The sequence below is a fragment of the Halomonas maura genome, assembly GCF_030409305.1.
In the GTDB taxonomy this organism is placed as follows: domain Bacteria; phylum Pseudomonadota; class Gammaproteobacteria; order Pseudomonadales; family Halomonadaceae; genus Halomonas; species Halomonas maura.
Genome location: NZ_JAUFPQ010000009.1, coordinates 234,589 through 260,197 on the forward strand (window position 1 = coordinate 234,589; position 25,609 = coordinate 260,197).

Consider the following 25,609-nt stretch of genomic DNA (forward strand, 5'->3'; position numbering starts at 1 on the left):
ATGATTTGAGCACCGTTTCCATGATTGTCTGGAATGAGTTTCTTAATGATGCGCGTGTGCTGAAGGAAGCTCAGACCTTGCAATCCTCCGGCTTTCAGGTCGTTGTGCATGCCTTGCATACTCCCGGACTGACACAGGAGAGAGAAACTCTCGATGGCGGGGTAAAGGTCGTACGAGTGGCGAGAAATCCCTTCTGGAAGCTTCGCAAGCGCCGGTACCTGGAGGCCGGCAACAAGGCCGCCGCCAAACAGGCGCAGGGCACTCAGCAAGCGCAGAAGCCTGCAGCGCCACCGTCGGAAACCTTCAAGCGGCAATTGCTGAAGCTGATCGCCAGGCTAGGGACCCATGCGGGGCTCGCCATCCAGTTGGTGCGCTCTCGGCCTGCCGCGATCCATGCCCATGATGTGAATGTGCTGCCGACGGCGTGGTTGGCGGCCAAGCTGGCCCGGGTACCGCTGGTCTATGATGCCCACGAGATCAGCACCGACCGGGAAGGCTACAAGGCCTTCCGTGGGCTGGTGGGGGGGATCGAAAAGAATCTCATGCCCGGGGCGGCCGGCACCATCACCACCACCGACGCCCGTGCCAAGTTCTTCGCGCGGGCTTATGGCATACCGCGTCCGCTGGTCCTGCAGAACCGCCCGCGGCTGGTCGAGGCATCGGGCTCCAACCGGATTCGTGAGGAGCTGGGCTTGTCCGAGCCTTGGCCGATCGTGGTTTATCAGGGCGGCTTGCAGCCGGGCAGGGGGCTTCCGCGGCTGGTGGAAGCCGCCGCCAGCGTGCCCAATGCCTATTTCGTGTTCATCGGTGGGGGCCGCCAGGAGCGTGAACTGCACCAGCTCACCGAGCGGCTGGGCCTGGTCGAGCGGGTGCGCTTCATTCCTACCGTGGCATTGAGCGAGCTGCCGTCCTACACGGCCTCGGCCGATATCGGCGTCCAGCCCATCGAGAATACCTGTCTGAACCATTTCACGACCGATTCCAACAAGCTCTTCGAGTACGTGATCGCGGGGCTGCCGGTCGTCGCGAGCCAGCTGCCCGAGATCAGCAAGGTCGTGCGGCAGCATGAGCTCGGGCTACTGGTGCCGCCAGGCGATACGGCGGCCTTGGCCGAGGCCATCCAGCGCCTGGTCGAGGATCCCGAGCAGCGTGCCCATTACCGGGACCAGGCGGCAAAGGCCGCTCAGTCGCTCAACTGGGAAGCCCAGGAGCAGGGGCTGGTCGATCTCTATGACCGGGTGCTGCCCGCGTCTCGCGCCGGTGCGGTATCGCGATGACGGCAGTCAGAATCCTGCTGCTCGGCTTCTACTACCCTCCCGATATCAGCGCCGGCGCCTTTCGTTGCGAGGCGCTGGTCCATGCGTTGTCGAGCCGGCTGTCACCGGGGAGCGAACTGGAGGTGATCACCACGGCGCCCAACCGCTTCGGCGGGAAAGGGCAGTGGCGCACGAATGATGAGGGTCGGTCCGACGGGAACGTCACGATTACCCGGGTCGAGGTGTCGGGTGGCGGTCGCGGCATGGCCTCGCAGGCACGGGCGTTTGCCTCCTATGCCGCTCGGGTGCGGGAATTGACCCGCGACCGGCACTTCGATCTGGTGATTGCCACCTCGTCGCGGCTGATGACCGCCGTGCTGGGCCGCTGGGTGGCGAAGCGTTGCGGGGCGCGGTTGTATCAGGATATCCGCGACAACTTCGTCGATAACCTCCCTTCGGTGTTGCCGTTTAGGGCAGGCCATCTGCTCGCCCCGGTGTTCGGGGGCCTCGAGCGGTGGGCATTGGCGAAGGCGGATCGCATCAATCTGGTGTCGCGCGGCTTCGAGCCCTACTTCCAGGCGCGCTATCCGGGGCAAGGCTTCTCCTGGCATACCAACGGCATCGACACGCCCTTCGTCGCGGCGCTCGAGTCCGGGGTGTTCACGCAGGAAGCACCACGCCGGGGGGATCAGCCACTGCAGGTGCTCTACGCCGGGAACCTGGGGGCCGGGCAGGGCATGGAGCATATCCTTCCGCCACTCGCCCAGCGGCTCGCGGGGCGCGTCGCGTTTCGGGTGATCGGCGCAGGGGCCGGGCGCGAGCCGCTGTGCCGAGCGCTGGCCGAGCAAGGCGTCGACAATGTCCAGGTGCTGTCGCCGGTGTCGCGAGACGGCCTGCTGGACGCCTACCGCCAGGCCGACGTGCTCTTTCTCCACCTGAATCGCTTGCCGTCACTGGAGAGCGTGCTGCCCTCGAAGCTGTTCGAGTATGCGGCAACCGGCCGCCCGGTCTGGGCGGGTGTGTCGGGGTTTGCGGCGCGCTTCGTCGAGCAGGAGATTGATAACGCAGCGTGTTTTTCACCATGTGATGTCGATGAGGGCATCGCGGCCCTGGAGCGACTTGAGGTATCCTCACGCCCGCGGCCCACGTTCGTGGCCAGGTGGCGCAGAGACAGGATAATGAACGAGATGGCCGACGAGATCGTGGCATTGGTGACGGATGAAGCGTGAGTATCAGCGCCGCCACTCGCGGTGGTACGAGGTGTTGCTGCTGGGGCTGTCGATTCATGTGGTGGTGGGGATCCCCCTGGCTGTCGGGTTCCCGGCACTGGAGCGCTGGGGCTGGGGGTTCTGGGATTACCTGCCGGACGTGCGCTACAACACCATGTTCGCCATCGGGTTGGCGTTTCTCGCCTCGGCGCTGACGCTAAGGCGCATGGCGCGCTTCCCGGGGGCACAACTGGCCGCCAACATCCTGCCGACGACCACCATCGCCTTCCTGATCGCGGTGGCCGTGCTGTTCTTCACCCGCGAAGGCTATACCCGTCAGGTGCTGTTCGCTGGCTATCTCGTCAGCCTGATGTGGTTCTACCTGGGCTTCTTCCTGGGCCGGCGGTTCCGCAAGCTCAAGCTGGCCGTGGTGCCCTTCGGCGATGCCTATCGCCTGATGGGCACTCGCCAGGCGGATCTGCGCCTGCTGGAAGGCCCCGACCTGGAAGGCACACGAGTGGACGGCGTGGTCGCGGATCTGCACGCCGCGGACCTGTCGCCCGAGTGGGAGACCTTCCTGGCCCGTTGCACCCTCTGCCATATTCCCGTCTACCACATCCGCCAGGTGTCGGAGTCGATCTCCGGGCGGGTGCAGATCGACCACCTCTCGGAGAACGAGTTCGGCAGCCTGTTGCCGCCGATCGTCTATATCGGTTTCAAGCGCGTGGTCGATAGCGTCGCCGCCTTGCTGTTGTTGCCCGTACTGTTGCCGGTGATGATGGTTGTTGCGATGGCCATCAAGCTGGATACCCGGGGGCCCGTGCTGTTCCTGCAGCCGCGCATGGGCTACAAGGCCAAGCCCTTCCTGATGTACAAGTTTCGCAGCATGCACCATGACATGAGTGGCGAGGACTTCACCATCTCCGAGGACGACCCCCGGATCACCCGGGTCGGGCGGGTGATCCGCAAGTATCGGCTCGACGAACTGCCGCAGCTGTTCAACATCCTGAAGGGCGAGATGAGCTTCATCGGCCCACGGCCCGAGTCGGTATCGCTCTCCGAGTGGTACGAGCAGGATGTGCCCTTCTTCAGTTACCGCCACGTGGTGCGCCCGGGGATCTCCGGCTGGGCCCAGGTGGAGCAGGGCTACGCCGCCGAGGTGGATGGCATGACCAAGAAGCTGCAGTATGACTTCTACTACATCAAGCACTTCTCGCTGTGGCTGGATGTGCTGATTGCCCTGAAGACCGCCAGGATTCTGTTCACGGGGTTCGGGGCGCGCTGAGGCCTCAGCATGCCGTTGCCCCCGACGTTGCCGCGCCTTGCGCGGCAACGTCGTGTCGGGGCCGGGGAATCTGCTACCATTCGCGCTTTCCTGGAAACGCAACGAAGAGTGAGCCGGCAGTGAGGCACCCCTATTCCCTTCTCGATCAGGGCCGACCCGATCCCGCCTGGCTGTCTCCCCCGTGGTTGTGCTGGCTGGGCCTGAGCGTCGCGCTGCTCTATGCCGGTCTGCGGCTGTGGGCGCCCCAGGTCGGTGAGCCGGCCGGCACCCTGATGGCCGTACTGGGGCTCTTCGCCGTCCTCCGCTGGGGGCAGGGCATTCGCAATGGTGGTGCGCTGTGGCTGCTGTTGGCGGTGGTGGCGGTGCAGTTGATTTCCTGGGGAGGCGGCTACCTCCATCACCCCGAGTGGGTGACCGACACCCCCCAGCTCGATCGTCTGGCCAAGTGGTTCCTGTTCATCGGCCTGGCCTGGTGGTTGGGGGGGAGCAGCCGCGCCACCCTGCTGGCCTGGGGCCTCGCCCTGCTGGGGCTGATGGCGGCGGTGTTCTGGCCCGAGGGTAGCCTCGAGCAGTGGAGGCTCGGGCTAGAGGGCACGCGAGCCGAGTTCGCCATTCGCAACTCCCAGCACGACGCCATGCTGTTCGGCACCGGCCTGCTCGGCCTGGTGTGTTTCGCAGCTCGTTGCTGGCGGGAGCGTGGCGCCCCGACCTGGGGGTGGCGCGTGGCGTGGAGCCTGGCCCTGGTCGTGTGCCTGGTCGGTATCGGGATCACCCAGACCCGGGCCGTGTGGCTCGCGCTCTTTGTGGTGATGCCGTTGCTGGCGGTCTTGAGCTGGTGGGGATGGCGCCGGCCGTCACGCAAGGCCTGGTGGGGCTTCGCTGCGGTGTTCCTGTTGATACTGCTCGGGGCCATGGCGTTCCATGAGCCGGTGGCCGAGCGCTTGGCCAACGAGAATCGCATCCTCGCCCAGGCCATGGAGGGTGACTGGAAATCGATCCCCTACAGCAGCATCGGTAATCGTCTGCTGACCTGGCGTGCCTCGCTGGAGTGGATTGCCGAGCGCCCCCTCATCGGTTGGGGAGAGGAGGGGCGCAGCCTGGTCATCGACCACACCGAGTGGTTGCCGGAAAAGACCCAGGAGCTCTATGGCCACCTGCATAATACCTTCCTCGAGATCCTGGTCAGCTATGGCCTGCTGGGGCTGTCGGTGGTATTGGCGTTGATCGCCTGGATCGGCCTGGGAACCTGGCAGGCCTGGCGCGCCGGTGTGATGCCTGGCGACATCGCGCTGTTCGGGGCGGGCTTCTTCGTCTTCTACGCCATCGTCAGTCAGTTTGAATCCTATGGCAGCTTCTGGACCGGGGTCTATGTCCAGAACCTGGTGGCGGGTGGTCTGGTCACACATACCTGGCGCTGGCAGGTCACAACGGGGCGCCGCGTGTTTCCCGCCCTTCACTCAAAGGCCGCCTGATGCGCACATTGATCGTGGTTCGCTCCCTGAAGATGGGAGGCATGGAGCGTGTCGCCGTGAACCTGGCCGATGCCTTCGCTGAGGCGGGTCACGAGAGCCACCTGCTCAGCCTGCGCTCCACACGCTGCCCGCTGGAGCCGGAACATGCCGATGTCAGGCGCCATCACCTGCCCTTGCGCTGGTGGAGCCGTGTGACCGTGCTCGGTCTGCTGTTCGAGCAACTGGCGCGACTCATCCTCAATCCCCTGGTCAAGCGGTCGCTGTTTCTCGGCCGGGGGCTGATGGGAGGCGTCGTCTTCCGCGCCTGGCTGTGGGCCTTCGAACGCCGCCATGGGCGCGTGGATCGTATCGTCTTTCGGGGCATCGGGACCTTCGAGCTGGTCTGGACCTTCCGTGACGAGCGGGCCCGTTATGTCCTCGAGAACATCCTGCATGTCGGCAATGACGGCTGGGCGCGCCGGGTCTTCGCGCGCAGCCTCTACCATCGCCGCCATCTCGTCACCGTCTCCCGGGGGGTGGCGGAGAGCGTTCGCGAGGGGATGACCCGCTGGAAATTCACGCCCGCCTCGCTAAGGGTGATCCCCAATCCGTGTCCCGTCGCCGGCATTCGCCAGCAGATGGCACGTCCCGAACCCGATCTCCCCGGCGCGCCCTATATCGTCAACGTGGCACGCCTGGTGCCGGCGAAGGACCACGCGCTGCTGCTGCGGGCCTATGCGAAGTCCGGTGTGTCGCTGCCCCTGGTGCTGGTCGGCGACGGCAAGGAGCGGCAGCGCTTGCAGGCCCTGGCCAGCGAACTGGGCATCGCCGAGCGGGTCATCTTCGCCGGCCAGCGGGAAAACCCCTACCCGTGGATGCATCATGCCAGGTTGTTCGTGCTCAGTTCGCGTTTCGAGGGCATGGGCATCGTGCTGTTCGAGGCCCTGGCCTGCGGCACGCCGGTACTGAGCGTGGATTGCCCAGGCGGGATTCGGGAAATCTTGAAGGGCGAACTGGAGGCTTCCATCGTGCCGCATGATGTCGACGCCCTGGCGGAGGGCATTCGTCGAGCCGTCGAGGCGGAGAAGCCCGAGGTCCGTGAGCACTGGCTGGATGACTTCCGTCCGGAAACCGTCGCCAAGGCCTTCCTGTGAGCACCGAGCCCCGCTCGGCGCCCCGTGATGATGGTGCGGATGCGCGGCCCGAGTGCGACATGGACTGGCACCGGTTCGTCGACTATGGCATCGGCGAGGTGTTGGGCGGCAAGCGGCACCTTCCCAGGCTTCGACTGTGCAAGTGCCTGTGGTCCATCAGGCCGGAACGCCAGGCCGTGCTTCGCCTGCGCCTGGTGCAGATGCTGGAGCATTACGGGCGCAACACCCTGGTCAGGCGTCAGCTGGCCATTCTGGCGACCCGCTTCGGGATCCATGTGGAACCGCGGACGCTCATCGGCAGGGGGCTGAGACTGCCCCATCCCACCTCCATCGTGATCGGCAAGGGGCTCAGGATCGGTGCGCGCTGCCTGCTCTATCAACAGGTGACCCTGGCGGCGGCGCCACTGGAGCATGAGCCGTTCATGGCGCGGATCGGAGATGACGTCACGCTCTTTCCCGGCGCCAAGGTCGTCGGCGAGGGACGTGTCGGGAATCGCGTCATCGTCGGTGCCAATGCGGTGGTCGCGGATGTCTTCGGCGACGATGTGGTGCTCGGCGGCGTGCCGGCCAGGGTGATCCGTGAGGTGAGGCCCGGCGAGCGGACCGGCGCCGACAAGCCGGCCTGAGCCTGTGTCGGCGCTCCCGGCCGGGGAGCGAGGTCCAGGTCTCCGCGAACTGTCGTGTTTCCCCGGCGCGGCTCGCTACTTCATCAATGACTGCAGGCGTGACGCCGCCTGTTCGCGGTAGCGCTCACCGCGCAGCTTGTTGACGGTCAAGGAACGTTCGAGAGCCGGCCATTGGTCGGCTCTTTTCGTTGGCAGGCGGCGCACATGGGCGTCGATCCAGATGAGCTGGCCGTCGGCCTTCACCAGCAGGTTGTTGTAGTGCAGGTCGCGATGGGCGTAGCCGGCCCTGGCCAGCATGGCCACCTCGCGGCACAGGCGGTCGAGGAAGCGGTCACGCTCGGCCTCGCTGAGCGCATCGAAGACCTCGCCGCCCATGCGGGCATCCGCCACGTGCTCGAGCAGCAGCAGTGAGGCATTGCGGTTGCAGGGATTCAGCGAGACGCCCCAGCCATGGCAGTGGGGCGTGGCCAGGCCGGCGCCTTGCAGGATGCGCAGGCTGAGGAACTCCTTGCGGGCATCCGATTGCAGCAGGCAGCGCTTCTCGAGGTAGTCCCGCCAGGCCCAGCCCAGCGGACGATGGCGCTTGTTGAACTTGTCGGGTACCACCTTGGCGAGGATGTGACGGTCCTCGCTCAGGTAGAAGCGGCTACTCGCCACCGCCTCGAAGGCGGCGGTGGTCGTGGTGCTGGCCAGGCGCAGCTCGCCCGGCAGGGCGCTGGGGTGAAACACCAGATAGCGGCGGCGGCGATCGTCGAAGGGGATGTCCAGCAGCTTCATGTAGCCAATCCTACGCGTTGTCTGAAAACTACCTGCGCTCGCCCAGCCGGCGTTGAGAATCGGCTCGTGCGCGAGCCCGGTCAAAGTACTCATTTACACCGCGTAAACTCGCACGCGAGCCCGGTCCGTCTTTTGACTCGCGACCTCCATGTCGCTCGCTCTGCGAGCAGCGGAGCTGCCCAAATCGGCTGTCCTTGCCGATTTGTCACCGATGTCTGCCTTGTGACCCACATGGAGGTGGGAAATGCGTTGGCCCGCCGGGAGCGGGCCTAGCCCTGGCCATCGCTCGTCGACTCTTCAGACAAAGCTTAGAGCGCCTCGAACTGCGGCAGCACGGTCTCCTTGAGGAACTGCTGGTAGTGGCGCGGCTCGATGGTCACCGGGGCCTGGTCCATGCGCGCGATCGCATCGGCCAGGCCCTTTTCGTTGTCGGGGGCCACCAGGAAGTCCGCGAGCTCCTGGGTCAGGATCTCCTTCGGCCCGCTGGGGCAGTCCACGCTGATCACCGGGGTGTGCAGCAGTAGCGCCTCGATCAGCACCCGCGGCAAGCCTTCGGCATCCGAGGTCAGCAGCATGGCCTTGGCATGGCGGATGAAGGGATAGGGATTCTGGTGATAGCCGAGCAGCTGGACGCGCTCGCTCAATCCCAGTTCCGCTACCAGACGCCGCAGCTCGGCCTCGTGCTCCGGCTTGCCCTTGCCCATGATGGCCAGCGGCGTGGTGACCCCGCTGTCGGCATAGGCCCGCAGCAGCCGGTCGTGACGCTTGCGGGGCTCGATGGCCGCCACGCTCAGCAAGTACTCGCCGTCGGGCAGTGGCGCCGGCTCGTCGGCCATGGCCACGAAGGGCTCACGTTCGTAGGGATTGTAGATGGGCACGATGCGCTCGGCCTCGAGCCCCACGACGTCTTCCAGGTTGCCTTTCACCCCCTGGGAGACGGCGATGACCTGGCGCCCCCGGTAGAAACGCCGCACCTTGTCGAAGGCGCGTTCGCGCTTGCCGGGATCGCTGAACTTGGCCGAGACGTCCGATTTCACCCAGAAGTACAGATTGGGATGTGTCAGGTGGCGGGTGATCTTGTCGCAGGAGCAGGAGATCACCACGTCCGGCCGCCAGGCCTCGAGGGCCTTGGCGATCCGCGCGGCCTGCCACTTCTCGGTCAATACCGTGCTGGTCGCCTTGGTGACGCGGGTCACCACGGCGAGATCCTCGATATCCAGCCCCTCGGGCAAGCGATGCTCGATCCGCTCGCGCAGGGTGAAGACCTTCACCGTGTGGCCACGCTGGCGCAATTGGTCGGCGGTGTAGAGCAGTGATTTCTGGGCGCCGCCGCCGTAGAGGTCCTCGATGACGAAGGCGAAGCGTTTGCGAGCCATGCTGTCGTCCTGCTATGGCCCCCGGGCACTGGCGTGGCGGGGGAGAGATCCATGGTCGCCGTGCGTCTCTCACGGCGCGAAAGGCCGGCATTCTAGCATGGCCGGCGCCGGCGGTTGATGGTCGGGTGCGATGATCCGGTCGGTACCGCCCGATGCGGTGCCGTGTCGTCCGGCGCCGCTCCGCGCCACGACCGGCGGTGCCAGCGCCCGGCGAGTTGCGCCATGAGATGCCTCGCCGACTGCCAGGCCCCTCCGGGGCATCCCGGACGGGCCGTCAGGACTACTCATTACTCAATGCGTCCTGATGCTTACCTCCTGTTATTCGCCTGTCATCTCAGACCATTTTGGCAGCCTGGTCGATGGGTATATCCCACCCATCTCGTCGGAGAAGAATCCCTCTGTGAACACTCTGTAACTTCGTAAGCTGAAGTTAACCACCCCGTGACGCTCTGTGACATAAGGTACCTTCATGCTACGGAGCGTGCGGGGTGGTACCACTCAGCGGTGCGGCAGGGAGCTAGCCGATGGAAGAGCGCCCCTGGGTGGCCGCGTCGCAAGCCTCAAGTCAGAGACGCGTTGAGCATGGTTGCGCAACTTGAAGCTCGCGGAACGATGCGGGCTCCGGCAGGGGACACAACAATGATGGGACTCGAGACGCTGGTCAGGATGCCTCGCCGCTGGAAGCGCGCATTGTTGCGACTGATGGATGCGCTGTTGATGGCGTTCTCCCTGCTGGTGGCGTCATTGCTGGTGCGTAATGATGGCTCCCTGGGTGATGGGGGAGGCTGGTTGCTACTCGGTGTGGCGATTGCCGCTTCCCCCTTGATCTTCCAGCTCCTGGGGGTGTATCGCGTTGTCCTGCGCTTCATGCACCTGCGCTTCATGGTCTCGCTGGTGTCAGGTGTGGGCCTGGTGTCCGCCTGCCTCCTGGTCATCGACCAGTTGGCCGGCTGGCCCGTGGCCTGGCAGGCCGTTCCCGTGTTCGCCATGCTGGCCATCCTCGCGGTGTCCGGGCTCAGGCTGCTGCTTCTCGAGCTTTATCTGTTGAGTCGTCACCATCCCCGCAAGCCGGTCATCATCTATGGCGCCGGCGTCGCGGGTTGCGAGCTGGCGCGTGCCCTGCATCACGGTGGTCTGTATCGGCCCTGTGCCTTCGTCGATGACTGGCGTGGCTTGCAGGGATCGCTGGTGGAGGGGTTGCCGGTATACAGCCCCGAGCAACTCGAGAACCGGATCGAGCAACTGGGCATCGAACTGGTGCTGCTGGCGATTCCCAGCGCGCCGCGTTGTCGTCGGCGCCAGATCCTCGAGCAACTGGAGAGGCTCTCGATCCCGGTGCAGACGATTCCGGGTTCGGAGGACCTGGTCTCGGGACGATCACGCATCGCGGATACCTGTGACGTGCAGGTCGAGGATCTGCTGGGACGCGATCCCGTGCCGCCCTTTCCCGAGCTGATGACGGCCAATATTCGCGACAAGGTGGTCATGGTCACCGGGGCAGGGGGCTCGATCGGCTCCGAGCTGTGTCGTCAGATCCTGGCGCAGGAACCGCGTGTCCTCGTGCTGGTGGACAACGCGGAACATGCCCTCTATGCCATCGAGCAGGAGTTGCAGCTGTGGGCAGGCAGGCACGGCAGTCGCGTTCGTCTGCGCGGGCTCCTGGCCTCGATCCAGCAGGGGGAGCGAATGCGCGAGATCCTGTCGAGCTTCGGTGTCCAGACCCTCTACCATGCCGCGGCCTACAAGCACGTGCCGATCGTCGAATGCAACCTGGTGGAGGGCTTGCGCAACAATGTGTTCGGCACCCTCGCCCTGGCGACGGCGGCGGTGGAGGCGAGGGTGGAGACCTTCGTCATGGTATCCACCGACAAGGCCGTACGTCCCACCAACGTGATGGGGGCCACGAAGCGCCTGACGGAACTGATCTGTCAGGCCTTCGCGGGTCGTCGCGACCTCGGTCATGGCAAGACCCGTTTCTGCATGGTGCGCTTCGGCAATGTGCTCGGCTCCAGCGGCTCGGTGGTCCCTCTGTTTCGTACCCAGATCGAGCGGGGGGGGCCCATCGAGGTGACCCACCCGGAGATTACCCGGTACTTCATGACCATTCCCGAAGCGGCCCAACTGGTCATCCAGGCGGGGGCCATGGGCAGCGACGGGCAGGTGTTCGTCCTGGATATGGGCGAGCCGGTCCGCATCGCCGAGCTGGCCGCCAGCATGGTGCGACTCTCCGGGCTCGAAGTGAAGGACGACGACCATCCGGAAGGGGACGTCGAGATCCACTTCACCGGCTTGAGGCCGGGAGAAAAACTCTATGAGGAGCTGCTGATCGGTAGCGATGTCCAGGACACGCGTCATCCCAGGATCATGACATCCCGGGAGTGCTCCTGGGCCTGGCCCGAACTGGAGGCCTATCTCGTCGAACTGCATGACGCCATGAGTACCTCGCAGCACCGCAGAATTCAGGAATTGCTGATAAAGGCCCCGCTGGGCTATTCGCCCGAGGGCGAGATGGTGGATCTGGTGTGGGAGGCGCAGCATGCTTCGTCGCCTCGCGCCCCGGTGACGCAGGAGGCCTCGACATCATCCGATTTGCGGCTTGTGCGGGAGAGGTTGAGATCCTCCGGCTCGGCGTGACGTGGGGGGCGGCCATGGACGTGCAGCGTAACAACAATTGGCTTTGCCGAGGTCCTTCTCCCCGCCGGGGTAAGGCCACCGCGGCTGCCTGGCGGTCGCGATGGCTCCCGAGTATTGGGGAAACGCATCCGCCGGGTATCGTTCGCTTCGCGCCTCTCCAGTGTCATGTCACACCTCGAGGTGGCCGATGTGGACATGGACTTGATGCCAAGCGGTCGATGAGCGGCGAATGCCCGGGGTCGCGAAGATGAGCCTGGGAGACGTGGGAGATCATCAGGCTGACGAGTCGGGCTGTGGGCAGTTCGAGGGCAGCACGATCCTGGCGCTGCAACCGGTGCTTCTGGACTGGGGGGAAACGCTGCCCCCGCCGGGGGTCGTCCTGCAGTCGCAAGAGATCCATCTGCCAACGAGCGCCTGGCAATACCTGGTCTTGCAGCTGGCGCCGATACCGCCCACCTGGCCGCACGATACGCAAGGTGGCTGCACCCTCAGCGTCAAGCGGCTGGTACTGGCGGCGGGGATGCCGTTACCCCCGCGCTTCAGTGATGACGGCTGGTTGTTGCTGACGCATTGGCCGGACGTCAAGGCGATGTCCTCGCTGTTGTTCAATCCCAATGGGGTGCATTTTCTGGTCAATGCTCGGCATCGACGCTATCGACACCTATGGCCTGAAAGAATCTCTCAATTTCAGGCGTTTCTCTCCAGCCAGGAGCTCGAGGCATCGCGAGTGGTCTTTGCGGGCTGCCTGGTGCTGGAGCTCTATGGCATCCGTCGCGCCAGGGTGATTGGCTATCTGGCGCTGGACGCCGTTTCCCACGCGGTGTCGCCGTTCATCTCCCAGGAGGCGGCAGCGACCAAGGGCGGCATCGACAAGGTCGAGTTGATCACCGATGCGCGTCACCACTTCGAGGTCGATGGCTTCAGGGTCATGGCCTTCGGGCAGCTTCAGCGCTTGAAGCACCATCGACGTAACCTGCAGGATCGCAACGACCTGGCCATGATGGCGGCGCTGGAAGAGGGGCGGAGCGGGTACCTGTGGCTGGGGCGGTGTATCGATCTCGTGCTGGTAGGCGCCATGTCAGGGCGGCGGGCATGCGCGCGTCTGGCCCGGTCTCTCGGGCGACGTGGCCTGCTGAAGCGGCTGAGGGGGCGGGGGAAGAGATCTCGCGGCGGCTAGCGGTGCAGCCCCGGGATCATGGCAGGGAAAGCCACAGCGCCACTACGCTCATGGTCGCCAGGAAGGCTGCCAGGCCGAGCCGGCCGTTGGGCAGGCGTGACTCACCCGACTGGGTGATCTCGGGGTTGTCCGGCGCGTAGCGGATCGTCATGAGCGTCCCGGGTGGCGTCCGGCCGGCGTGGGCGACCGCGGCTTGCCGGCGGGTGAAGGAGGGAACGCCGTCGAAGCGGCCATTGTCCGAGCGATAGGTGCGCCCCTTGGCCTGGAAGGTGAAATGCACCCGCGCCAGGAAGCGACGCGGCTGGTCGTCACCCTCCCGACGATGGGCGTGGCCGTGAACGGCTTCCACTTCGCAACGGGTCACCCGGGCCTCGGCGCTGGGCCAGCGGTTGACGTCGCGTCGCCGCCAGGCGCCATGGCCGGCGACTGCGGCGCCCAGGCCCGCGGCGAGGGCGATGAATGGCGCGATATCAGGCATGCTCGGAGCTCACCATGATCGAATCCCTGCAACGACTCTTCCAGGACATGATGGCGGCTGGCGAGGCTCCTGAACAGGGGGAGCCCACCCTGGCGCTGGCCACCGCGGTGCTGCTCTGCGAGGTGGCGCGGGCCGACTACCAGCTGAACGATGCCGAACTGGCGCACCTGAGGGCAGTCCTCGACCAGCGCTTCGCCCTCGATGCGCCGGCCCTGGACGCCCTGCTCGTCCGGGCGAGGGAGGAGGTCGAAACGGCGGTCGACCACCATCGCTTCGTGCGCAGCGTACGGGAGCACTGCGACTACGCCGAGCGCTTCGATCTGGTCCGCCTGATGTGGTCCCTGGCCCTGGTGGATGGCCACAAGGACCCGCTGGAGGAGCACCGCATCCGCCGTCTCGCCGAGCTGCTGCACGTCAGTCATGGTGACTTCGTGCGTGCGAGGCTCGCCGAGGAGGAGGCCGCTCGGCGCTGACGGCTCGGCGACAGGGCTCGATCCGGTACTCGGCTGGAGCGCGATGGCCCTGACGCCTCGAGGACTGCCGCGCGTCTCGGTGCGCCGACTGGTATGATCGAGGCGGATCCGCCACGGTGGATCCGCTTATCGTTCAAGCCAAGGGAGGTGCAGGATGGCGCGCGAGATCATCGTTCTGGGCGCCGGCATGGTGGGGGTGTCGGTGGCCTGGCACCTGGTCCGGCGGGGGCACAGGGTGACCCTGGTGGACCGCCGTCCCCCGGGGTCCGAGACCTCCTTCGGCAATGCCGGGATCATCCAGCGCGAGGCGGTGCGGCCCTATCCCTTTCCCCGGGATCTCGCCACCCTGTTGCGGGTGCTGCCCAACCGCCAGGTCGATATTCGCTATCGTCCCGGTGGCATGCTGCGCGCCGCCATCCCCCTGCTGCAGTACTGGCGAAACTCCTCCCCGCGGCGTTATCGGGACATCGTCCCCGAGTACGCCTCCTTGATCGCCCTCTCGCTGGACGCCCATGCGCCCATGATCGAGGCCGCGGGTGCCGATTCGCTGGTGCGCCGCGAGGGCTGGCTGGAGGTCTTTCGGACCCGGGCGGCGCTCGAGGCGCGCCTCGAGGAGGCCCGTGACAACCAGGCCCGCTTCGGGGTTCGTCACCGTGCCCTGGATAGCGCGGACCTCGCCGACATGGAGCCGAGCCTGATGGAGGGCCTGGCCGGCGCCGTCCACTGGCTGGATCCCTGGACCGTCGCCGATCCGGGCGGCCTGGTCCAGGCCTATGCCCGTGCCTTCGTCGCCGAGGGCGGACGCCTGCTCGAGGCCGAGGTCGGCGAGGTGACGGGCACCTCGGATGGCTGGCGGGTGAGCGCCGGCGAGGAACGCCTGGCGGCCAGCGACGTGGTGATGGCCATGGGGCCCTGGTCGCGGGAGTGGCTGGCCAGGCTGGGGCGCCTGATACCGCTGTTCGTCAAGCGCGGCTACCACATGCACTATGGCAGCGTCGGCCAGGCGCACCTCAATCACTGGGTGATGGATGCCGAGGTGGGCTATCTGCTGGCGCCGATGCGGGCCGGGATCCGCCTCACCACGGGCGCCGAACTGGAGCGCCTCGAGGCGCCCCCCCACCTGCGCCAGCTGGCCGCGGCCGAGGAGAGCGCCCGGCAGCTCTATCCCCTGGGAGAGCGCCTCGACCCCGCGCCCTGGAAGGGGGCCAGGCCCTGCACGCCGGACATGAAGCCGATCATCGGTCCCGTGGAGGGGCTGGCGGGGCTGTGGTGCGCCTTCGGCCACGGTCACCAGGGGTTCACCCTCGGTCCGGCCACCGGCCGGCTGCTGGCGCAGATGATGGACGGCGAGACGCCGGAGATCGAGATGCGGCCATTTCGGGTGGATCGCTTCTAGGCCATCTCGAGCCCGGGCCGATGCCCGGCCTCAGGCGCTATTGGTGGGGCCCCGGCGAGCCCGCTCGCGGATGCGGCGCTTCTCCCTCGCCACGTGGTACAGCAGCTTGACCGCCAGGGTGACGATGAATACCAGCCAGCCGGCGGTGGCCAGCACGTTGAACAGCAGCATCTTCTGCTCGCCGTTCAGCGGCGTGATCAGGTGATCGATCACGATCGCCAGCAGGAAGGCCAGGCTGAGGGGCAGGGCGAGGATATGCATCCACATCTCGGTGCGTCGCTTGCGCACATGGTAGCGGCTGAGCAGCACCCGGATGGGGCGATGCACGAAGCTGATCATGATCAGGCTTCCCGCCATCAACAGCGCCGCCAGGGTCGGCTCGATGTTGTCGATGTACACCGAATAGCTCACCGACCAGTAGACCAGCAGCCACATCAAGCCGGCCAGGATGGCGACGAGATCGGCGTAGTAGCGTACCTTCGGCATGATGCCTCCTCGCGTGGATCAGCGCGCATGATACGGCAGATCAGCGTTGGCTGACGAATTTGCGCGGCATGCCCCGTGCTTTTCGTGCGGGGGAAGGATGGTGCGGGCGCCGAAGCCGCCCCATGAAAGTGGATATAGAGACAGTAGAAGGTGCTCCTTCCAACGCCTGCAAGCCTTCGAGTACGAGCCGGCGCCAAACGGCGAGCAGGTGCGAAGGAGGCGCCAGTTGGCCGGCATGGTGCGGTTCGTGTTCAATCGCGGCCTGGCGTTGCAGGGCGCACGGTGTGAGGCAGGCGACAAGCAGCTGGGCCATGCGGCCCTGTGCAAGGTACTCACCGGCTGGCGCAACAGCGCCGAGACGCCGTGGCTCAAGGATGCGCAGCAGTCGCTGAGCCGCAAGACCAGGTTCAGCCGCAGTTGGAAGAAGCCAAGGCCCATCGCGACGATCTGCACCAGGCGTCCGCCACGATCAGCCCCTGTTGTGTTCACGTTCAGCACGCGCTCGTGGTGCTGGAAGCGTTGCGGGTCGGCAACAAGTCGCGCTCGGCCAGAAGCAACATCGAAGCGCCGGGGCATCATATCCGGGCGACACCCGGCCTCAATCGCTCGATACTCGACCAGGGCGGGTACGCGTCCCGCTGCCGGCTCGATTACCAGCTCGCCTGAAGGGGCGCGAGGCGGGACGGGCCGTCATGGCACTCCGGGGTGAGCAACGGCGGCGCTTCTTGGCAGGCAAACACATTCGCGTCCCGCCGCCGGGGCCGGTTCCGGTATACTGCCGCCAGCACCGGGTCCCCGACCCTCCCCCTGAAACGCCGAGACAGGACACGCCGTGAACTCGATTACCCTGACCCGACCGGACGACTGGCACCTCCATCTGCGTGACGGCGAGGTGCTGCCCGCCGTGGTACCCGCCAGTGCCCGCCAGATGGGCCGCGCCATCATCATGCCCAACCTCAAGCCGCCGGTGACCACCACCGAGCAGGCCCTGGCCTATCGGGAGCGCATCCTCGCCGCCGTCCCGGCGGGGCAGGACTTCGAGCCGCTGATGACCCTGTATCTCACCGATCGCACCAGCGCCGAGGAGGTCGAGCGGGCCCATGCCTCCGGCCTGGTCCAGGCCGTCAAGCTCTACCCGGCGGGCGCGACCACCAATTCCGATTCCGGCGTCACCGACCTGGCGAATTGCGACGCGGCCATCGCCGCCATGGCGCGGCTGGGCATGCCGCTGCTGGTGCATGGCGAGGTGACCGATGCCGAGATCGACATCTTCGATCGCGAGGCGGTGTTCATCGAGCGGGTGATGAAGCCGCTGCTGGACCGCCACCCGTCCCTCAAGGTGGTGTTCGAGCATATCACCACGGCCGATGCGGCCGCGTTCGTGGCCGCGGCCCCGGCCAACGTGGCGGCCACCATCACCGCCCATCACCTGCTGTTCAACCGCAATCGCATGCTGGTGGGCGGGATCCGGCCGCACTATTACTGCCTGCCGATCCTCAAGCGCGAGCGTCACCGCCAGGCGCTGGTCGAGGCCGCCACCTCCGGCAGTGGCAAGTTCTTCCTGGGTACCGACAGCGCCCCCCATGCCCAGGGCGACAAGGAGAGCGCCTGCGGCTGTGCCGGCGCCTACACCGCCCCCGCGGCCCTCGAGCTGTATGCCACCGCCTTCGAGCAGGCCGGCGCCCTGGAGCGGCTGGAGGGCTTCGCCAGCCATCACGGCCCGGCCTTCTACGGCCTGCCGCGCAATACCGGCACCGTCACCCTGGTGCGCGAGCCCTGGACGCTGCCGGAGACGCTGCCCTACGCCGCCGGCCAGGCCATCGTGCCGCTGCAGGCGGGCGAGACGCTGGACTGGAAGCTGAAGGGATAAGGCAGAAGAGGGAAGAGGGACGCACAGGCCGAGCCGTTGCATCCCTCTTCACGGCGCGAAGCGCCGTACTTGCCCCTGACTGCCTGACTGGGCCAGCTGCTGGTCGAGGAAGGCGAGGCCGGCCTCGATGGCGGCGTCACGGGTCAGGAAGCCGCCGATATGGCCGCGCAGGCGCTGCAGGTAGAGCTCGGCGGGCACGTCATTCGCGGCCAGCCGGGCGTACATGTCGGTGGCGTGATCCACCGGCACCAGGCTGTCCAGGCTGCCGTGGAAGAGGAAGTGGGGCGGCGTGTCGGCATCGACATGGCGGGCCGGCGAGGCCAGCGCATAGGCCCGTGGCCGCTCGGCCCGGGTACCGCCGATGAACTCCACCACCAGCCGGCCATCGTCGAACTTCATCAGGTCGCTGGGCAGGCCGCCGGCGAGGACGGCGGCCAGGCGCGTATGTTCACCCCCGTGGGGAGTCGCCAGGGGCCCTTCGGCGCCGAGCACCGACAGCAGGCTGACCAGGTGGGCGCCGCTGGAGTAGCCCACGCCGACGATCCGTGAGGTGTCGATGCGCCAGTCATCGGCGTGCGCGTGCAGCCAGGCCATGGCGACCTGCAGGTCGTGGAGCTGGGCGGGGAATCGGTAGTCCGGCGCGAAGCGATAGGCGACGTTGGCCACCACATAGCCTCGGGCGGCCAGGCGTTCGGCGATGGCTTCCATGTCGCTGGGGTCGCGACGCTGCCAGCCGCCGCCGTGGACCACCAGGGCCGCTGGACGTCGGGTGTCACCGGACGTCTCGGGCAGGTAGACATGGGCGTCCAGCGCGACCGGCCAGTCGTCCGGGGTATAGGGGCGCGGCGGCAGGCGGCGGTAGGCCCGTTCGGCGGCGCTTTCCGCGGCGCGCTCGACGGATGGCTGGCCGGCGGTGCTCAGGTGAGTGGCACAGCCACCGGCCATCAGGGGCAGCCCCAGGGCGAGTCCCCATAGCCAGGCGCGCCGCCCCATGCGGGATCAGCCCTCGACGGCGGCGGGCCGGGTGGCCGTTGCGGCGAGTCGGGCGACCATGGCGGTGACCATGCGGGTCGAGTGATCGGCCGCCTTGGCGAGGAATTCCTCGAACGACAGATGATTGTCGCCGCCGCCGGCGATGTCGGACAGTGCGCGGATCACCACGAAGGGGCAGCCATAGAGATGGCAGGTCTGGGCGATGGCCGCGGCCTCCATCTCGGCGGCGAGCATGGTGGGAAAGCGCGAGCGTGTCTGGGCGACCAGCTCGGGGCAGGCCATGAAGACGTCGCCGGTGGCGATCAGCCCCTCGACCACGCGCACCTCGTTCATCGACTCGACGCTTTCCCGCGCCACCCGCACCAGGCGCTCGTCGGGGAGGTAGGCGGCGGGCATGTCGGGCACCTGGCCGTGCTCGTAGCCGAACACCACGGCGTCCACGTCGTGGTGACGCACCTCGCTCGAGACCACCACGTCGCCGATCGCGAGCCCCTCGCCGAAGCCGCCGGCGGAGCCGGTGTTGATGATCGCCTCGGGCTGGTACATGTCCAGCAGCAGGGTGGTGCCGATGGCGGCGTTCACCTTGCCGATGCCGGACTGCAGGATCACCACCTCGACCCCATGCAGCGTGCCGCGATGGAAGGTGGAGCCGACATGGCGGCGGGTCTCGCGGTTCTCCAGCATGGCCGCCAGTTGGGCGACTTCCTGGGACATGGCGCCAATGATACCGATGCGTTTCATCTATCCGATCTCCGCGTAGAAGCGCGTAAGGAGGAATGGTGGGGTGTGGTGTCGACTCGCGGTCCTGCGCTAGGGAAGAAGCGCTGATTGGCGTCGCGAGCGAAGGCAGGCTGGCCGTCGCCGGAGCGCAGGAACCGGAGTTTAGGCGGTACTAAATGAGGATTCCGAGCACCGCCGACGGCCAGGATGCCGAGCGCAGCAGGCAATCAGCCTTCTTCCGCGAAGACCTGGGTCCACTCGTCGCGTTGTGCCAGGAAGCCGCGGGCGATATCCTTGGCGCCTTCCAGGCTGTGGCTGGCCGCCCAGCCGCACTGCATCTCGTTGCAGGCCGGCACCGCGTCCGCCGCCAGCACGTCCTTCAGGGTGCCCTCGAGCAGGTCGAGCACGCCGTCGTAGTCGTCATGGTTGATCATGGCGACATAGAAGCCGGTCTGGCAGCCCATGGGGCTGATGTCGACGACCTTGTCGGAATGGTTGCGCGACAGCTCGGCCATCAGGTGTTCCAGGGAGTGCAGCGCCGGCATCTCCATGTGCTCCTGGTTGGGCTGGCAGATGCGCATGTCGTACTTGTGGATGCGGTCGCCGAGCTCGCCGGTCTTGATGTCGGCCAGACGGACATAGGGCGCCTTCACCTTGGTGTGGTCCAGGTTGAAGCTTTCGACGTTCATCTTGTCGCTCATCGACGGACCTCGCGAGTCGGTGGAAAATAAGCGGGACATTCTACAGCAGGGCGGGCAAGGGTGCACGACGTGGTTGTCGCCCGAGGGCCCGCCCCGGCAGCGGGGCGGCGACCCTCGCCATGCCGCGGCGGATGGGCGTGGCGCGTCGTACGCTGCCCCCCTTCACTCTTCACCCCTCACTCTTCCCCCTGACTCTTTACTCCTCGCTCTTCAGCCCCAGCGCCATGGCGTCATGCATCTCGGCGGCGAGCAGGGTGTTCTCGAGCAGCGAGGCGACGGTCATGGGGCCGACGCCGCCGGGGACCGGGGTGATGTAGCTGGCGCGGGCGGCGGCGGGCTCGAATTCGACATCGCCGATCAGGCGGCCGTCCTCCTGGCGGTTGATGCCCACGTCGATGACGATGGCGTCATCGCGCACCCACTCGCCCTTGACCAGCCCGGGACGGCCGACCGCGACCACCAGCAGCTCGGCGCGGCGCACGTGCTCCTCGAGGTTGCGGGTGAAGCGGTGGCACACGGTAGTGGTGCAGCCGGCCAGCATCAGCTCGAGCCCCATGGGGCGGCCGACGATGTTGGAGGCGCCGACCACGGTGGCGTCCAGGCCGCGGACCTTGATCCCGCTCTCCTGCAGCAGGGTGATCACCCCCTTGGGCGTGCAGGGGCGCAGCAGTGGCAGGCGCTGGGCCAGGCGTCCCAGGTTGTAGGGATGGAAGCCATCGACGTCCTTGTGCGGCAGGATGCGCTCGAGGATCGGCCGCGAATCGAGGTGCTCGGGAAGCGGCAGCTGGACCAGGATGCCGTCCACGCTCGGGTCGGCGTTGAGCTCGTCGACCAGCCGCTCCAGCTCGGCCTGGGAGGTCTCGGCGGGCAGCTGGTGCTTGATCGAGTGGATGCCGGCCTCCTCGCAGGCGCGCTGCTTGTTGCGCACGTAGACGGCGGAGGCCGGGTCCTCGCCCACCAGCACGACGGCGAGTCCCGGGGAGCGCGCGCCGGCCTCGCGGCGTGCCTGCACCTGGCGTGCGACCTGCTGGCGGACTCGGGCGGCAATGGACTTGCCATCGATCAGTTGGGCGGTCATCGAACTTCCCTCTGGTGGTCGGGTGATGAAAAGAGGGGGGTGATTTTCGCATGACCGGGCGTCCAGGCAAAGCGGCGGGGGGAGCAGGGAGGGGCGGTGGCTGAGGAGTGAGGTGCTAGGGATGAGGGGTGAGGCATCTGGGCTAAGCGCCTGAAGAGTGGGCGTTGTGCTTGACGCGGGCGGAGAGTCCCGTAGAATACGCAGCGCTTGACGAGGCCCCTGCGGCGGCGTCAGGGCCGTGCAAGAGCCGGCGGGGTGTAGCGCAGTCTGGTAGCGCGCCTGCTTTGGGAGCAGGATGTCGGGGGTTCGAATCCCTCCACCCCGACCACAAGCTATTGATTGAATTGAAATAAATTTCATCATTGGCTTGCGGTCAGGCGCTCGGGAACGTAGAATGCGCCCATAGCTCAACCGGATAGAGCAACGGCCTTCTAAGCCGTAGGTTGCAGGTTCGAGTCCTGCTGGGCGTGCCACGCGACGTGGTGGCTTCCGGCGCTCGGATCGTTCGGTCGGGCAGTGTCGAAATGGTGGATGTAGCTCAGTGGTAGAGCCCCGGATTGTGGCTCCGGTGGTCGTGGGTTCGATCCCCATCATCCACCCCATCTCGACGCGATCTCCAGGCAGTGGTGGATGTAGCTCAGTGGTAGAGCCCCGGATTGTGGCTCCGGTGGTCGTGGGTTCGATCCCCATCATCCACCCCATTGCCTCCCTCTTCTATTATTACCCATGCAGTGACTCGTTGGCCCGCATCGCGGCGCACCCTGGTGCGTGGCGGCTTTTCGCGTTGGCGAGGCCTTGCCGGACCGGTCGCGGGAGAATCTGCGCCGCCCCCTTGTCTACAGGGGGGCATGCCCCCATCTGTTCAGCCATGGCGCTTGCCACTGCCCGATGGGATTCATAGAATTCCCTCCTTTGAACGTTTCACGCATTCCACAGAACGCCCCAGTCGGTAGAGGACAATTCATGCAAGTTTCCGTCGATACGACCTCCCAGATTGAACGCCGCATCAAGGTGCAGGTGCCGGCCGCCGAGATCGACGAGGCCGTTGCCGCCCGTCTCAAGGACGCCGCCAAGAACGTACGCATGGATGGTTTCCGCAAGGGCAGGGTGCCGATGTCGGTGATCCGTCAGCGTTACGGCAGCGAGGTCCGCAACGAGGTGGTCGGCGAAGTGATGCGCGAGCGCTACGTGCGCGCCATCACCGACGAGAACCTCAATCCGGCCGGTTACCCGCAGATCGAGGCCGAGGTCAACGAGACCGGCAAGGATCTCGAGTTCACCGCGACCCTCGAGATCTACCCGGAGGTGGAGCTGGCCTCCATCGAGGGCACCGAGGTCGAGCGTCCGGTGGTCGAGCTGGCCGATGGCGACGTCGACGAGATGATCGAGACCCTGCGCAAGCAGAACGCCGGCTGGGAAGAGGTCGAGCGGGCCGCCGAGGATGGCGACCAGCTGACCATCGACTTCCAGGGCTACCTGGGCGACGAGCCGTTCGAGGGCGGCAGCGCCGAGGGTCACGACCTGGTGATCGGGTCCGGCAGCTTCATTCCCGGCTTCGAGGAGCAGCTCATCGGTGCCAAGGCCGGTGACGACAAGGAGCTCAAGGTCACCTTCCCCGAGGACTACCAGGCCGAGAACCTGGCCGGCCAGGAAGCGACCTTCCAGGTCAAGGTCCATGCGGTCAAGGGTCAGTCCCTGCCCGAGGTGGACGCGGAGTTCGTCAAGCAGTTCGGCGTCGATGACGGCGATCTGGACAAGTTCCGTGCCGAGATCACCAAGAACATGCAGCGCGAGGCCGGCCAGGCGGTCGACAACCGCGTCAAGCAGCAGGTCCTCGAGGCGCTGAAGCAGGCCAACGACATTCCGGTTCCGCAGGCCCTGATCCAGCAGGAGACCGACGGCCTCAAGCGCCAGGCGGCCCAGCAGTTCGGTCTCGGCGAGGACTTCGACGTCAGCCAGCTGCCCGACGAGCTGTTCGCCGAGCAGGCCAAGAGCCGGGTGCAGATCGGCCTGCTGCTGGCCGAGGTGATCAAGGTCAATGAACTCGACGCTTCCGACGACGAGATCAAGGCCAAGGTCGAGGAGCTGGCCCAGCAGTACCAGGACCCGCAGCAGGTGGTCGACTACTACATGGGCAACGACCAGATGAAAAGTCAGGTCAAGTCCGCCATTCTGGAAGAGAAGGCGGTCGATGCCCTGCTCGAGCAGGCCACCGTCAAGGACGTCGAGATGGGCTATCAGGAGGCGCTCGCCGCGGCCCAGCAGCAGGGCGGCGACGCCGAAGAGGCCGACGAGGCCGAGGGCGAAGCAAGCCAGGCCTGATCCCCGTTCCGGCCCTCCCGTCCGGCCGTCCGCGGCCGGGCGGGGTGTCAGACGTCGCTTCCATACACCGGATGCAAGGACATCACCCAGATGAGCAACGAGTTCGATATCCAGTCCGCCGGCGGCCTGGTGCCGATGGTGGTCGAACAGAGCGCACGCGGCGAGCGGGCCTACGACATCTATTCCCGCCTGCTCAAGGAGCGCGTGATCTTCCTGGTGGGGCCGGTGGAAGACTACATGGCCAACCTGCTGGTGGCCCAGCTGCTGTTCCTCGAGTCCGAGAACCCGGACAAGGACGTGCACCTCTACATCAACTCCCCGGGCGGCTCGGTCACCGCGGGGATGTCGGTCTATGACACCATGCAGTTCATCAAGCCCGACGTCTCCACCGTGTGCATCGGCCAGGCGGCGAGCATGGGCGCGCTGCTGCTGGCCGGGGGCGCGGCGGGCAAGCGCTACTGCCTGCCCAACTCGCGGATGATGATCCACCAGCCGCTCGGCGGCTACCAGGGTCAGGCCTCCGACATCGAGATCCATACCCGCGAGATCCTCGGCATCCGCGATCGGCTCAACCAGATCCTGGCCCACCACACCGGCCAGGACATCGAGACCATCGCCCGGGATACCGACCGCGACAACTTCATGAACGGTGCGCAGGCGGCGGAGTATGGCCTGATCGACGCCGTGCTGGATAAGCGGCCGACATCCTGATAGCGTGAAATCATCCACGCTCTGATTACGTGATTCCCGGCGGCCCTCGGGCCGCCGCTGCGAGAGAGGTACGCGAATGGCCGACGGCAAAGGCAAGGACGAAGGCGGCAAGCTGCTGTACTGCTCGTTCTGCGGCAAGAACCAGAACGAGGTGCGCAAGCTGATTGCCGGCCCGTCCGTCTATATCTGCGATGAGTGTGTCGACCTGTGCAACGACATCATTCGCGAGGAGGTGCTCGATGCCGATGCCGAGAGCGACGAGGAGCGTCTGCCGGCCCCCCGCGAGATTCGTCACACCCTCGACGACTACGTGATCGGCCAGGACCGCGCCAAGATGGTGCTGTCGGTGGCGGTCTACAACCACTACAAGCGGCTGCGTTACGGCGTGAAGGGCGACGAGGTGGAGCTCGGCAAGTCGAACATCCTGCTGATCGGGCCCACCGGCAGCGGCAAGACGCTGCTGGCCGAGACCCTCGCCAGGCTGCTCAACGTGCCGTTCACCATCGCCGACGCCACCACCCTGACCGAAGCGGGCTATGTGGGGGAGGATGTCGAGAACATCATCCAGAAGCTGCTGCAGAAGTGCGACTACGACGTCGACAAGGCCCAGCGCGGCATCGTCTACATCGACGAGATCGACAAGATCTCGCGCAAGTCGGACAACCCCTCCATCACCCGGGACGTCTCGGGGGAGGGCGTGCAGCAGGCCCTGCTCAAGCTGATCGAGGGCACCACCGCCTCGGTGCCGCCCCAGGGGGGCCGCAAGCATCCGCAGCAGGAGTTCCTGCAGGTCGACACCGGTAACATCCTGTTCATCGTCGGCGGCGCCTTCGCCGGCCTCGACAAGGTGATCCGGGATCGCGCCGAGACCGGCGGCATCGGTTTCAATGCCGAGGTCAAGAGCAAGGACGAGACCAAGGGCGTCGGCGACCTGCTGCTCGACGTGGAGCCCGAGGACCTGGTCAAGTTCGGCCTGATCCCGGAGTTTGTCGGTCGCCTGCCGGTGATCGCCACCCTCACCGAGCTCACCGAGGATGCGCTGATCCAGATCCTCACCGAGCCCAAGAACTCGCTGATCAAGCAGTACGGTCGGCTGTTCGAGATGGAGGGCGTGGAACTCGACTTCCGCGAGGACGCGCTGCGTGCGGTGGCCGGCAAGGCCATGGCCCGCAAGACCGGTGCCCGCGGCCTGCGCTCCATCCTCGAGTCGGTGCTGCTCGACACCATGTACGAGATTCCTTCCCTGGAAGGGGTCTCCAAGGTGGTGATCGATGCCTCGGTGATCGCCGGCGAGAGCGAGCCGCTGCTGATCTATTCCCAGCAGGAGCAGCCGCGGGTCGACGGTACCGACGGCTAGGCCGCCGCGGCGCCGGCCTCGCGGCGTCGGGGGCGCCCGCCAGCCTGCCCAGCAAAGGGGCCGCCCAGGCGGCCCCTTTC

23 protein-coding genes, 4 tRNA genes and 1 pseudogene are annotated in these 25,609 nt (G+C 66.4%); 20 read left to right on the top strand and 8 right to left on the bottom strand.

The genetic code is table 11. The features are described from left to right. The first annotated feature begins 5 nt into the window (after positions 1–5). The 6 genes from QWY76_RS03130 to QWY76_RS03155 all read left to right on the top strand — a co-directional run bounded on the left by QWY76_RS03130 (position 6) and on the right by QWY76_RS03155 (position 6,980). Positions 6–1,277, top strand: a complete 1,272-nt coding sequence (locus tag QWY76_RS03130) for a glycosyltransferase family 4 protein (RefSeq protein ID WP_290309649.1) — start codon at positions 6–8, stop codon at positions 1,275–1,277. Continuing rightward, positions 1,274–2,485, top strand: a complete 1,212-nt coding sequence (locus tag QWY76_RS03135; protein ID WP_290309650.1) for a glycosyltransferase family 4 protein — start codon at positions 1,274–1,276, stop codon at positions 2,483–2,485. Before QWY76_RS03130 ends, QWY76_RS03135 begins: the two co-directional genes overlap by 4 nt. Continuing rightward, a complete protein-coding gene (locus tag QWY76_RS03140; RefSeq protein ID WP_290309651.1) occupies positions 2,475–3,749 on the top strand; it encodes a sugar transferase in 1,275 nt (424 codons plus the stop codon). Before QWY76_RS03135 ends, QWY76_RS03140 begins: the two co-directional genes overlap by 11 nt. A 119-nt stretch (positions 3,750–3,868) precedes the next feature. Then, the gene (locus tag QWY76_RS03145) at positions 3,869–5,221 is read left to right on the top strand and encodes an O-antigen ligase family protein (RefSeq protein ID WP_290309652.1); all 1,353 of its coding nucleotides are present in this window, start codon (positions 3,869–3,871) and stop codon (positions 5,219–5,221) included. After that, positions 5,221–6,354, top strand: coding sequence for a glycosyltransferase (locus QWY76_RS03150; RefSeq protein ID WP_290309653.1), 1,134 nt, complete (start codon positions 5,221–5,223; stop codon positions 6,352–6,354). Before QWY76_RS03145 ends, QWY76_RS03150 begins: the two co-directional genes overlap by 1 nt. Before the next feature lie 59 nt (positions 6,355–6,413). Then, entirely contained in the window at positions 6,414–6,980 is a 567-nt protein-coding gene (locus QWY76_RS03155; protein WP_290309654.1) for an LbetaH domain-containing protein, read from the top strand. A 75-nt stretch (positions 6,981–7,055) separates the two neighbouring features. On the opposite strand, the gene QWY76_RS03160 is transcribed toward QWY76_RS03155, so the two are convergent. Beyond that, on the bottom strand, positions 7,056–7,757 hold the full coding sequence (locus tag QWY76_RS03160) for a lipopolysaccharide kinase InaA family protein (protein ID WP_290309655.1): 702 nt from the start codon (positions 7,755–7,757) through the stop codon (positions 7,056–7,058). Between the two features lie 308 nt (positions 7,758–8,065). Beyond that, positions 8,066–9,133 carry a glycosyltransferase gene (locus tag QWY76_RS03165; protein WP_290309656.1) on the bottom strand — a complete coding sequence of 356 codons (1,068 nt, stop codon included), beginning with the start codon at positions 9,131–9,133 and terminating at the stop codon, positions 8,066–8,068. Positions 9,134–9,715: 582 nt separating this feature from the next. Between QWY76_RS03165 and QWY76_RS03170 the strand changes: the two genes are divergently transcribed. Both QWY76_RS03170 and QWY76_RS03175 read left to right on the top strand, forming a co-directional pair. Continuing rightward, complete coding sequence (locus QWY76_RS03170) at positions 9,716–11,767, top strand: polysaccharide biosynthesis protein (RefSeq protein ID WP_290309657.1); 2,052 nt, start codon at positions 9,716–9,718, stop codon at positions 11,765–11,767. 247 nt (positions 11,768–12,014) lie between these two features. Beyond that, complete coding sequence (locus QWY76_RS03175; protein WP_290309658.1) at positions 12,015–12,944, top strand: hypothetical protein; 930 nt, start codon at positions 12,015–12,017, stop codon at positions 12,942–12,944. Between the two features lie 16 nt (positions 12,945–12,960). Here the strand turns inward: QWY76_RS03175 and QWY76_RS03180 are convergent, their stop codons facing one another. Continuing rightward, on the bottom strand, positions 12,961–13,422 hold the full coding sequence (locus QWY76_RS03180; protein WP_290309659.1) for a DUF3592 domain-containing protein: 462 nt from the start codon (positions 13,420–13,422) through the stop codon (positions 12,961–12,963). A 14-nt stretch (positions 13,423–13,436) separates the two neighbouring features. Here QWY76_RS03180 and QWY76_RS03185 point away from each other — a divergent pair, with 14 nt between their 5' ends. Together QWY76_RS03185 and QWY76_RS03190 are read left to right on the top strand one after the other, a co-directional pair. Then, the gene (locus tag QWY76_RS03185; RefSeq protein WP_290309660.1) at positions 13,437–13,895 is read left to right on the top strand and encodes a tellurite resistance TerB family protein; all 459 of its coding nucleotides are present in this window, start codon (positions 13,437–13,439) and stop codon (positions 13,893–13,895) included. A gap of 154 nt (positions 13,896–14,049) precedes the next feature. Next, positions 14,050–15,291: an NAD(P)/FAD-dependent oxidoreductase gene (locus QWY76_RS03190; RefSeq protein ID WP_290309661.1), complete on the top strand. Its 1,242-nt coding sequence runs from the start codon at positions 14,050–14,052 to the stop codon at positions 15,289–15,291. Positions 15,292–15,321: 30 nt separating this feature from the next. Here QWY76_RS03190 and QWY76_RS03195 read toward each other — a convergent pair whose 3' ends face one another. Further along, positions 15,322–15,777 carry a hypothetical protein gene (locus QWY76_RS03195; protein WP_290309662.1) on the bottom strand — a complete coding sequence of 152 codons (456 nt, stop codon included), beginning with the start codon at positions 15,775–15,777 and terminating at the stop codon, positions 15,322–15,324. 97 nt (positions 15,778–15,874) lie between these two features. On the opposite strand from QWY76_RS03195, the pseudogene QWY76_RS20075 reads away from it, so the two are divergent. The 3 genes and pseudogenes from QWY76_RS20075 to pyrC form a co-directional block, all read left to right on the top strand. Further along, a pseudogene (locus QWY76_RS20075) lies at positions 15,875–16,060 on the top strand (helix-turn-helix domain-containing protein); the annotation flags it as partial. 134 nt (positions 16,061–16,194) lie between these two features. Further along, positions 16,195–16,443, top strand: a complete 249-nt coding sequence (locus tag QWY76_RS03200) for a hypothetical protein (protein ID WP_290309663.1) — start codon at positions 16,195–16,197, stop codon at positions 16,441–16,443. Positions 16,444–16,609: 166 nt separating this feature from the next. Continuing rightward, the gene (gene pyrC / locus QWY76_RS03205) at positions 16,610–17,647 is read left to right on the top strand and encodes a dihydroorotase (protein WP_290309664.1); all 1,038 of its coding nucleotides are present in this window, start codon (positions 16,610–16,612) and stop codon (positions 17,645–17,647) included. Positions 17,648–17,695: 48 nt separating this feature from the next. Here the strand turns inward: pyrC and QWY76_RS03210 are convergent, their stop codons facing one another. The 4 genes from QWY76_RS03210 to folD all read right to left on the bottom strand — a co-directional run bounded on the left by QWY76_RS03210 (position 17,696) and on the right by folD (position 21,139). Further along, positions 17,696–18,640 (bottom strand): alpha/beta hydrolase, encoded by a 945-nt coding sequence (locus tag QWY76_RS03210; RefSeq protein WP_290309665.1) that lies wholly within the window; start codon positions 18,638–18,640, stop codon positions 17,696–17,698. 6 nt (positions 18,641–18,646) lie between these two features. Then, complete coding sequence (mtnN, locus tag QWY76_RS03215; RefSeq protein WP_290309666.1) at positions 18,647–19,381, bottom strand: 5'-methylthioadenosine/S-adenosylhomocysteine nucleosidase; 735 nt, start codon at positions 19,379–19,381, stop codon at positions 18,647–18,649. 206 nt (positions 19,382–19,587) lie between these two features. Next, on the bottom strand, positions 19,588–20,061 hold the full coding sequence (locus QWY76_RS03220; protein WP_290309667.1) for an S-ribosylhomocysteine lyase: 474 nt from the start codon (positions 20,059–20,061) through the stop codon (positions 19,588–19,590). Between the two features lie 196 nt (positions 20,062–20,257). After that, positions 20,258–21,139, bottom strand: coding sequence for a bifunctional methylenetetrahydrofolate dehydrogenase/methenyltetrahydrofolate cyclohydrolase FolD (folD, locus tag QWY76_RS03225; RefSeq protein WP_290309668.1), 882 nt, complete (start codon positions 21,137–21,139; stop codon positions 20,258–20,260). Positions 21,140–21,390: 251 nt separating this feature from the next. Here folD and QWY76_RS03230 point away from each other — a divergent pair. From QWY76_RS03230 to clpX, 7 genes are all read left to right on the top strand, one after another. After that, positions 21,391–21,467: transfer RNA gene (locus QWY76_RS03230), tRNA-Pro, on the top strand. A 68-nt stretch (positions 21,468–21,535) separates the two neighbouring features. Further along, positions 21,536–21,612, top strand: a tRNA-Arg gene (locus QWY76_RS03235). Positions 21,613–21,666: 54 nt separating this feature from the next. Then, positions 21,667–21,741, top strand: a tRNA-His gene (locus QWY76_RS03240). Between the two features lie 24 nt (positions 21,742–21,765). Continuing rightward, positions 21,766–21,840: transfer RNA gene (locus QWY76_RS03245), tRNA-His, on the top strand. Between the two features lie 262 nt (positions 21,841–22,102). Beyond that, positions 22,103–23,461: a trigger factor gene (gene tig, locus QWY76_RS03250; protein WP_290309669.1), complete on the top strand. Its 1,359-nt coding sequence runs from the start codon at positions 22,103–22,105 to the stop codon at positions 23,459–23,461. A gap of 90 nt (positions 23,462–23,551) precedes the next feature. Continuing rightward, a complete protein-coding gene (gene clpP, locus QWY76_RS03255) occupies positions 23,552–24,172 on the top strand; it encodes an ATP-dependent Clp endopeptidase proteolytic subunit ClpP (RefSeq protein WP_290309670.1) in 621 nt (206 codons plus the stop codon). A 76-nt stretch (positions 24,173–24,248) separates the two neighbouring features. Continuing rightward, entirely contained in the window at positions 24,249–25,529 is a 1,281-nt protein-coding gene (gene clpX / locus QWY76_RS03260) for an ATP-dependent Clp protease ATP-binding subunit ClpX (protein WP_290309671.1), read from the top strand. The last annotated feature ends 80 nt before the right edge of the window (positions 25,530–25,609 follow it).

What these genes read in the sequence shown, in the direction of transcription:
- QWY76_RS03185 (WP_290309660.1), top strand. Translation starts at nt 13,437, where the DNA reads ATGATCGAATCCCTGCAACGACTCTTCCAGGACATGATGGCGGCTGGC.
- QWY76_RS03155 (WP_290309654.1), top strand. Translation starts at nt 6,414, where the DNA reads ATGGACTGGCACCGGTTCGTCGACTATGGCATCGGCGAGGTGTTGGGC.
- QWY76_RS03140 (WP_290309651.1), top strand. Translation starts at nt 2,475, where the DNA reads ATGAAGCGTGAGTATCAGCGCCGCCACTCGCGGTGGTACGAGGTGTTG.
- QWY76_RS03150 (WP_290309653.1), top strand. Translation starts at nt 5,221, where the DNA reads ATGCGCACATTGATCGTGGTTCGCTCCCTGAAGATGGGAGGCATGGAG.
- QWY76_RS03210 (WP_290309665.1), bottom strand. Translation starts at nt 18,640, where the DNA reads ATGGGGCGGCGCGCCTGGCTATGGGGACTCGCCCTGGGGCTGCCCCTG.
- QWY76_RS03175 (WP_290309658.1), top strand. Translation starts at nt 12,015, where the DNA reads ATGAGCCTGGGAGACGTGGGAGATCATCAGGCTGACGAGTCGGGCTGT.
- QWY76_RS03195 (WP_290309662.1), bottom strand. Translation starts at nt 15,777, where the DNA reads ATGCCGAAGGTACGCTACTACGCCGATCTCGTCGCCATCCTGGCCGGC.
- folD (WP_290309668.1), bottom strand. Translation starts at nt 21,139, where the DNA reads ATGACCGCCCAACTGATCGATGGCAAGTCCATTGCCGCCCGAGTCCGC.
- QWY76_RS03135 (WP_290309650.1), top strand. Translation starts at nt 1,274, where the DNA reads ATGACGGCAGTCAGAATCCTGCTGCTCGGCTTCTACTACCCTCCCGAT.
- QWY76_RS03180 (WP_290309659.1), bottom strand. Translation starts at nt 13,422, where the DNA reads ATGCCTGATATCGCGCCATTCATCGCCCTCGCCGCGGGCCTGGGCGCC.
- QWY76_RS03190 (WP_290309661.1), top strand. Translation starts at nt 14,050, where the DNA reads ATGGCGCGCGAGATCATCGTTCTGGGCGCCGGCATGGTGGGGGTGTCG.
- QWY76_RS03170 (WP_290309657.1), top strand. Translation starts at nt 9,716, where the DNA reads ATGGTTGCGCAACTTGAAGCTCGCGGAACGATGCGGGCTCCGGCAGGG.
- tig (WP_290309669.1), top strand. Translation starts at nt 22,103, where the DNA reads ATGCAAGTTTCCGTCGATACGACCTCCCAGATTGAACGCCGCATCAAG.
- QWY76_RS03220 (WP_290309667.1), bottom strand. Translation starts at nt 20,061, where the DNA reads ATGAGCGACAAGATGAACGTCGAAAGCTTCAACCTGGACCACACCAAG.
- clpP (WP_290309670.1), top strand. Translation starts at nt 23,552, where the DNA reads ATGAGCAACGAGTTCGATATCCAGTCCGCCGGCGGCCTGGTGCCGATG.
- QWY76_RS03160 (WP_290309655.1), bottom strand. Translation starts at nt 7,757, where the DNA reads ATGAAGCTGCTGGACATCCCCTTCGACGATCGCCGCCGCCGCTATCTG.
- QWY76_RS03165 (WP_290309656.1), bottom strand. Translation starts at nt 9,133, where the DNA reads ATGGCTCGCAAACGCTTCGCCTTCGTCATCGAGGACCTCTACGGCGGC.
- mtnN (WP_290309666.1), bottom strand. Translation starts at nt 19,381, where the DNA reads ATGAAACGCATCGGTATCATTGGCGCCATGTCCCAGGAAGTCGCCCAA.
- clpX (WP_290309671.1), top strand. Translation starts at nt 24,249, where the DNA reads ATGGCCGACGGCAAAGGCAAGGACGAAGGCGGCAAGCTGCTGTACTGC.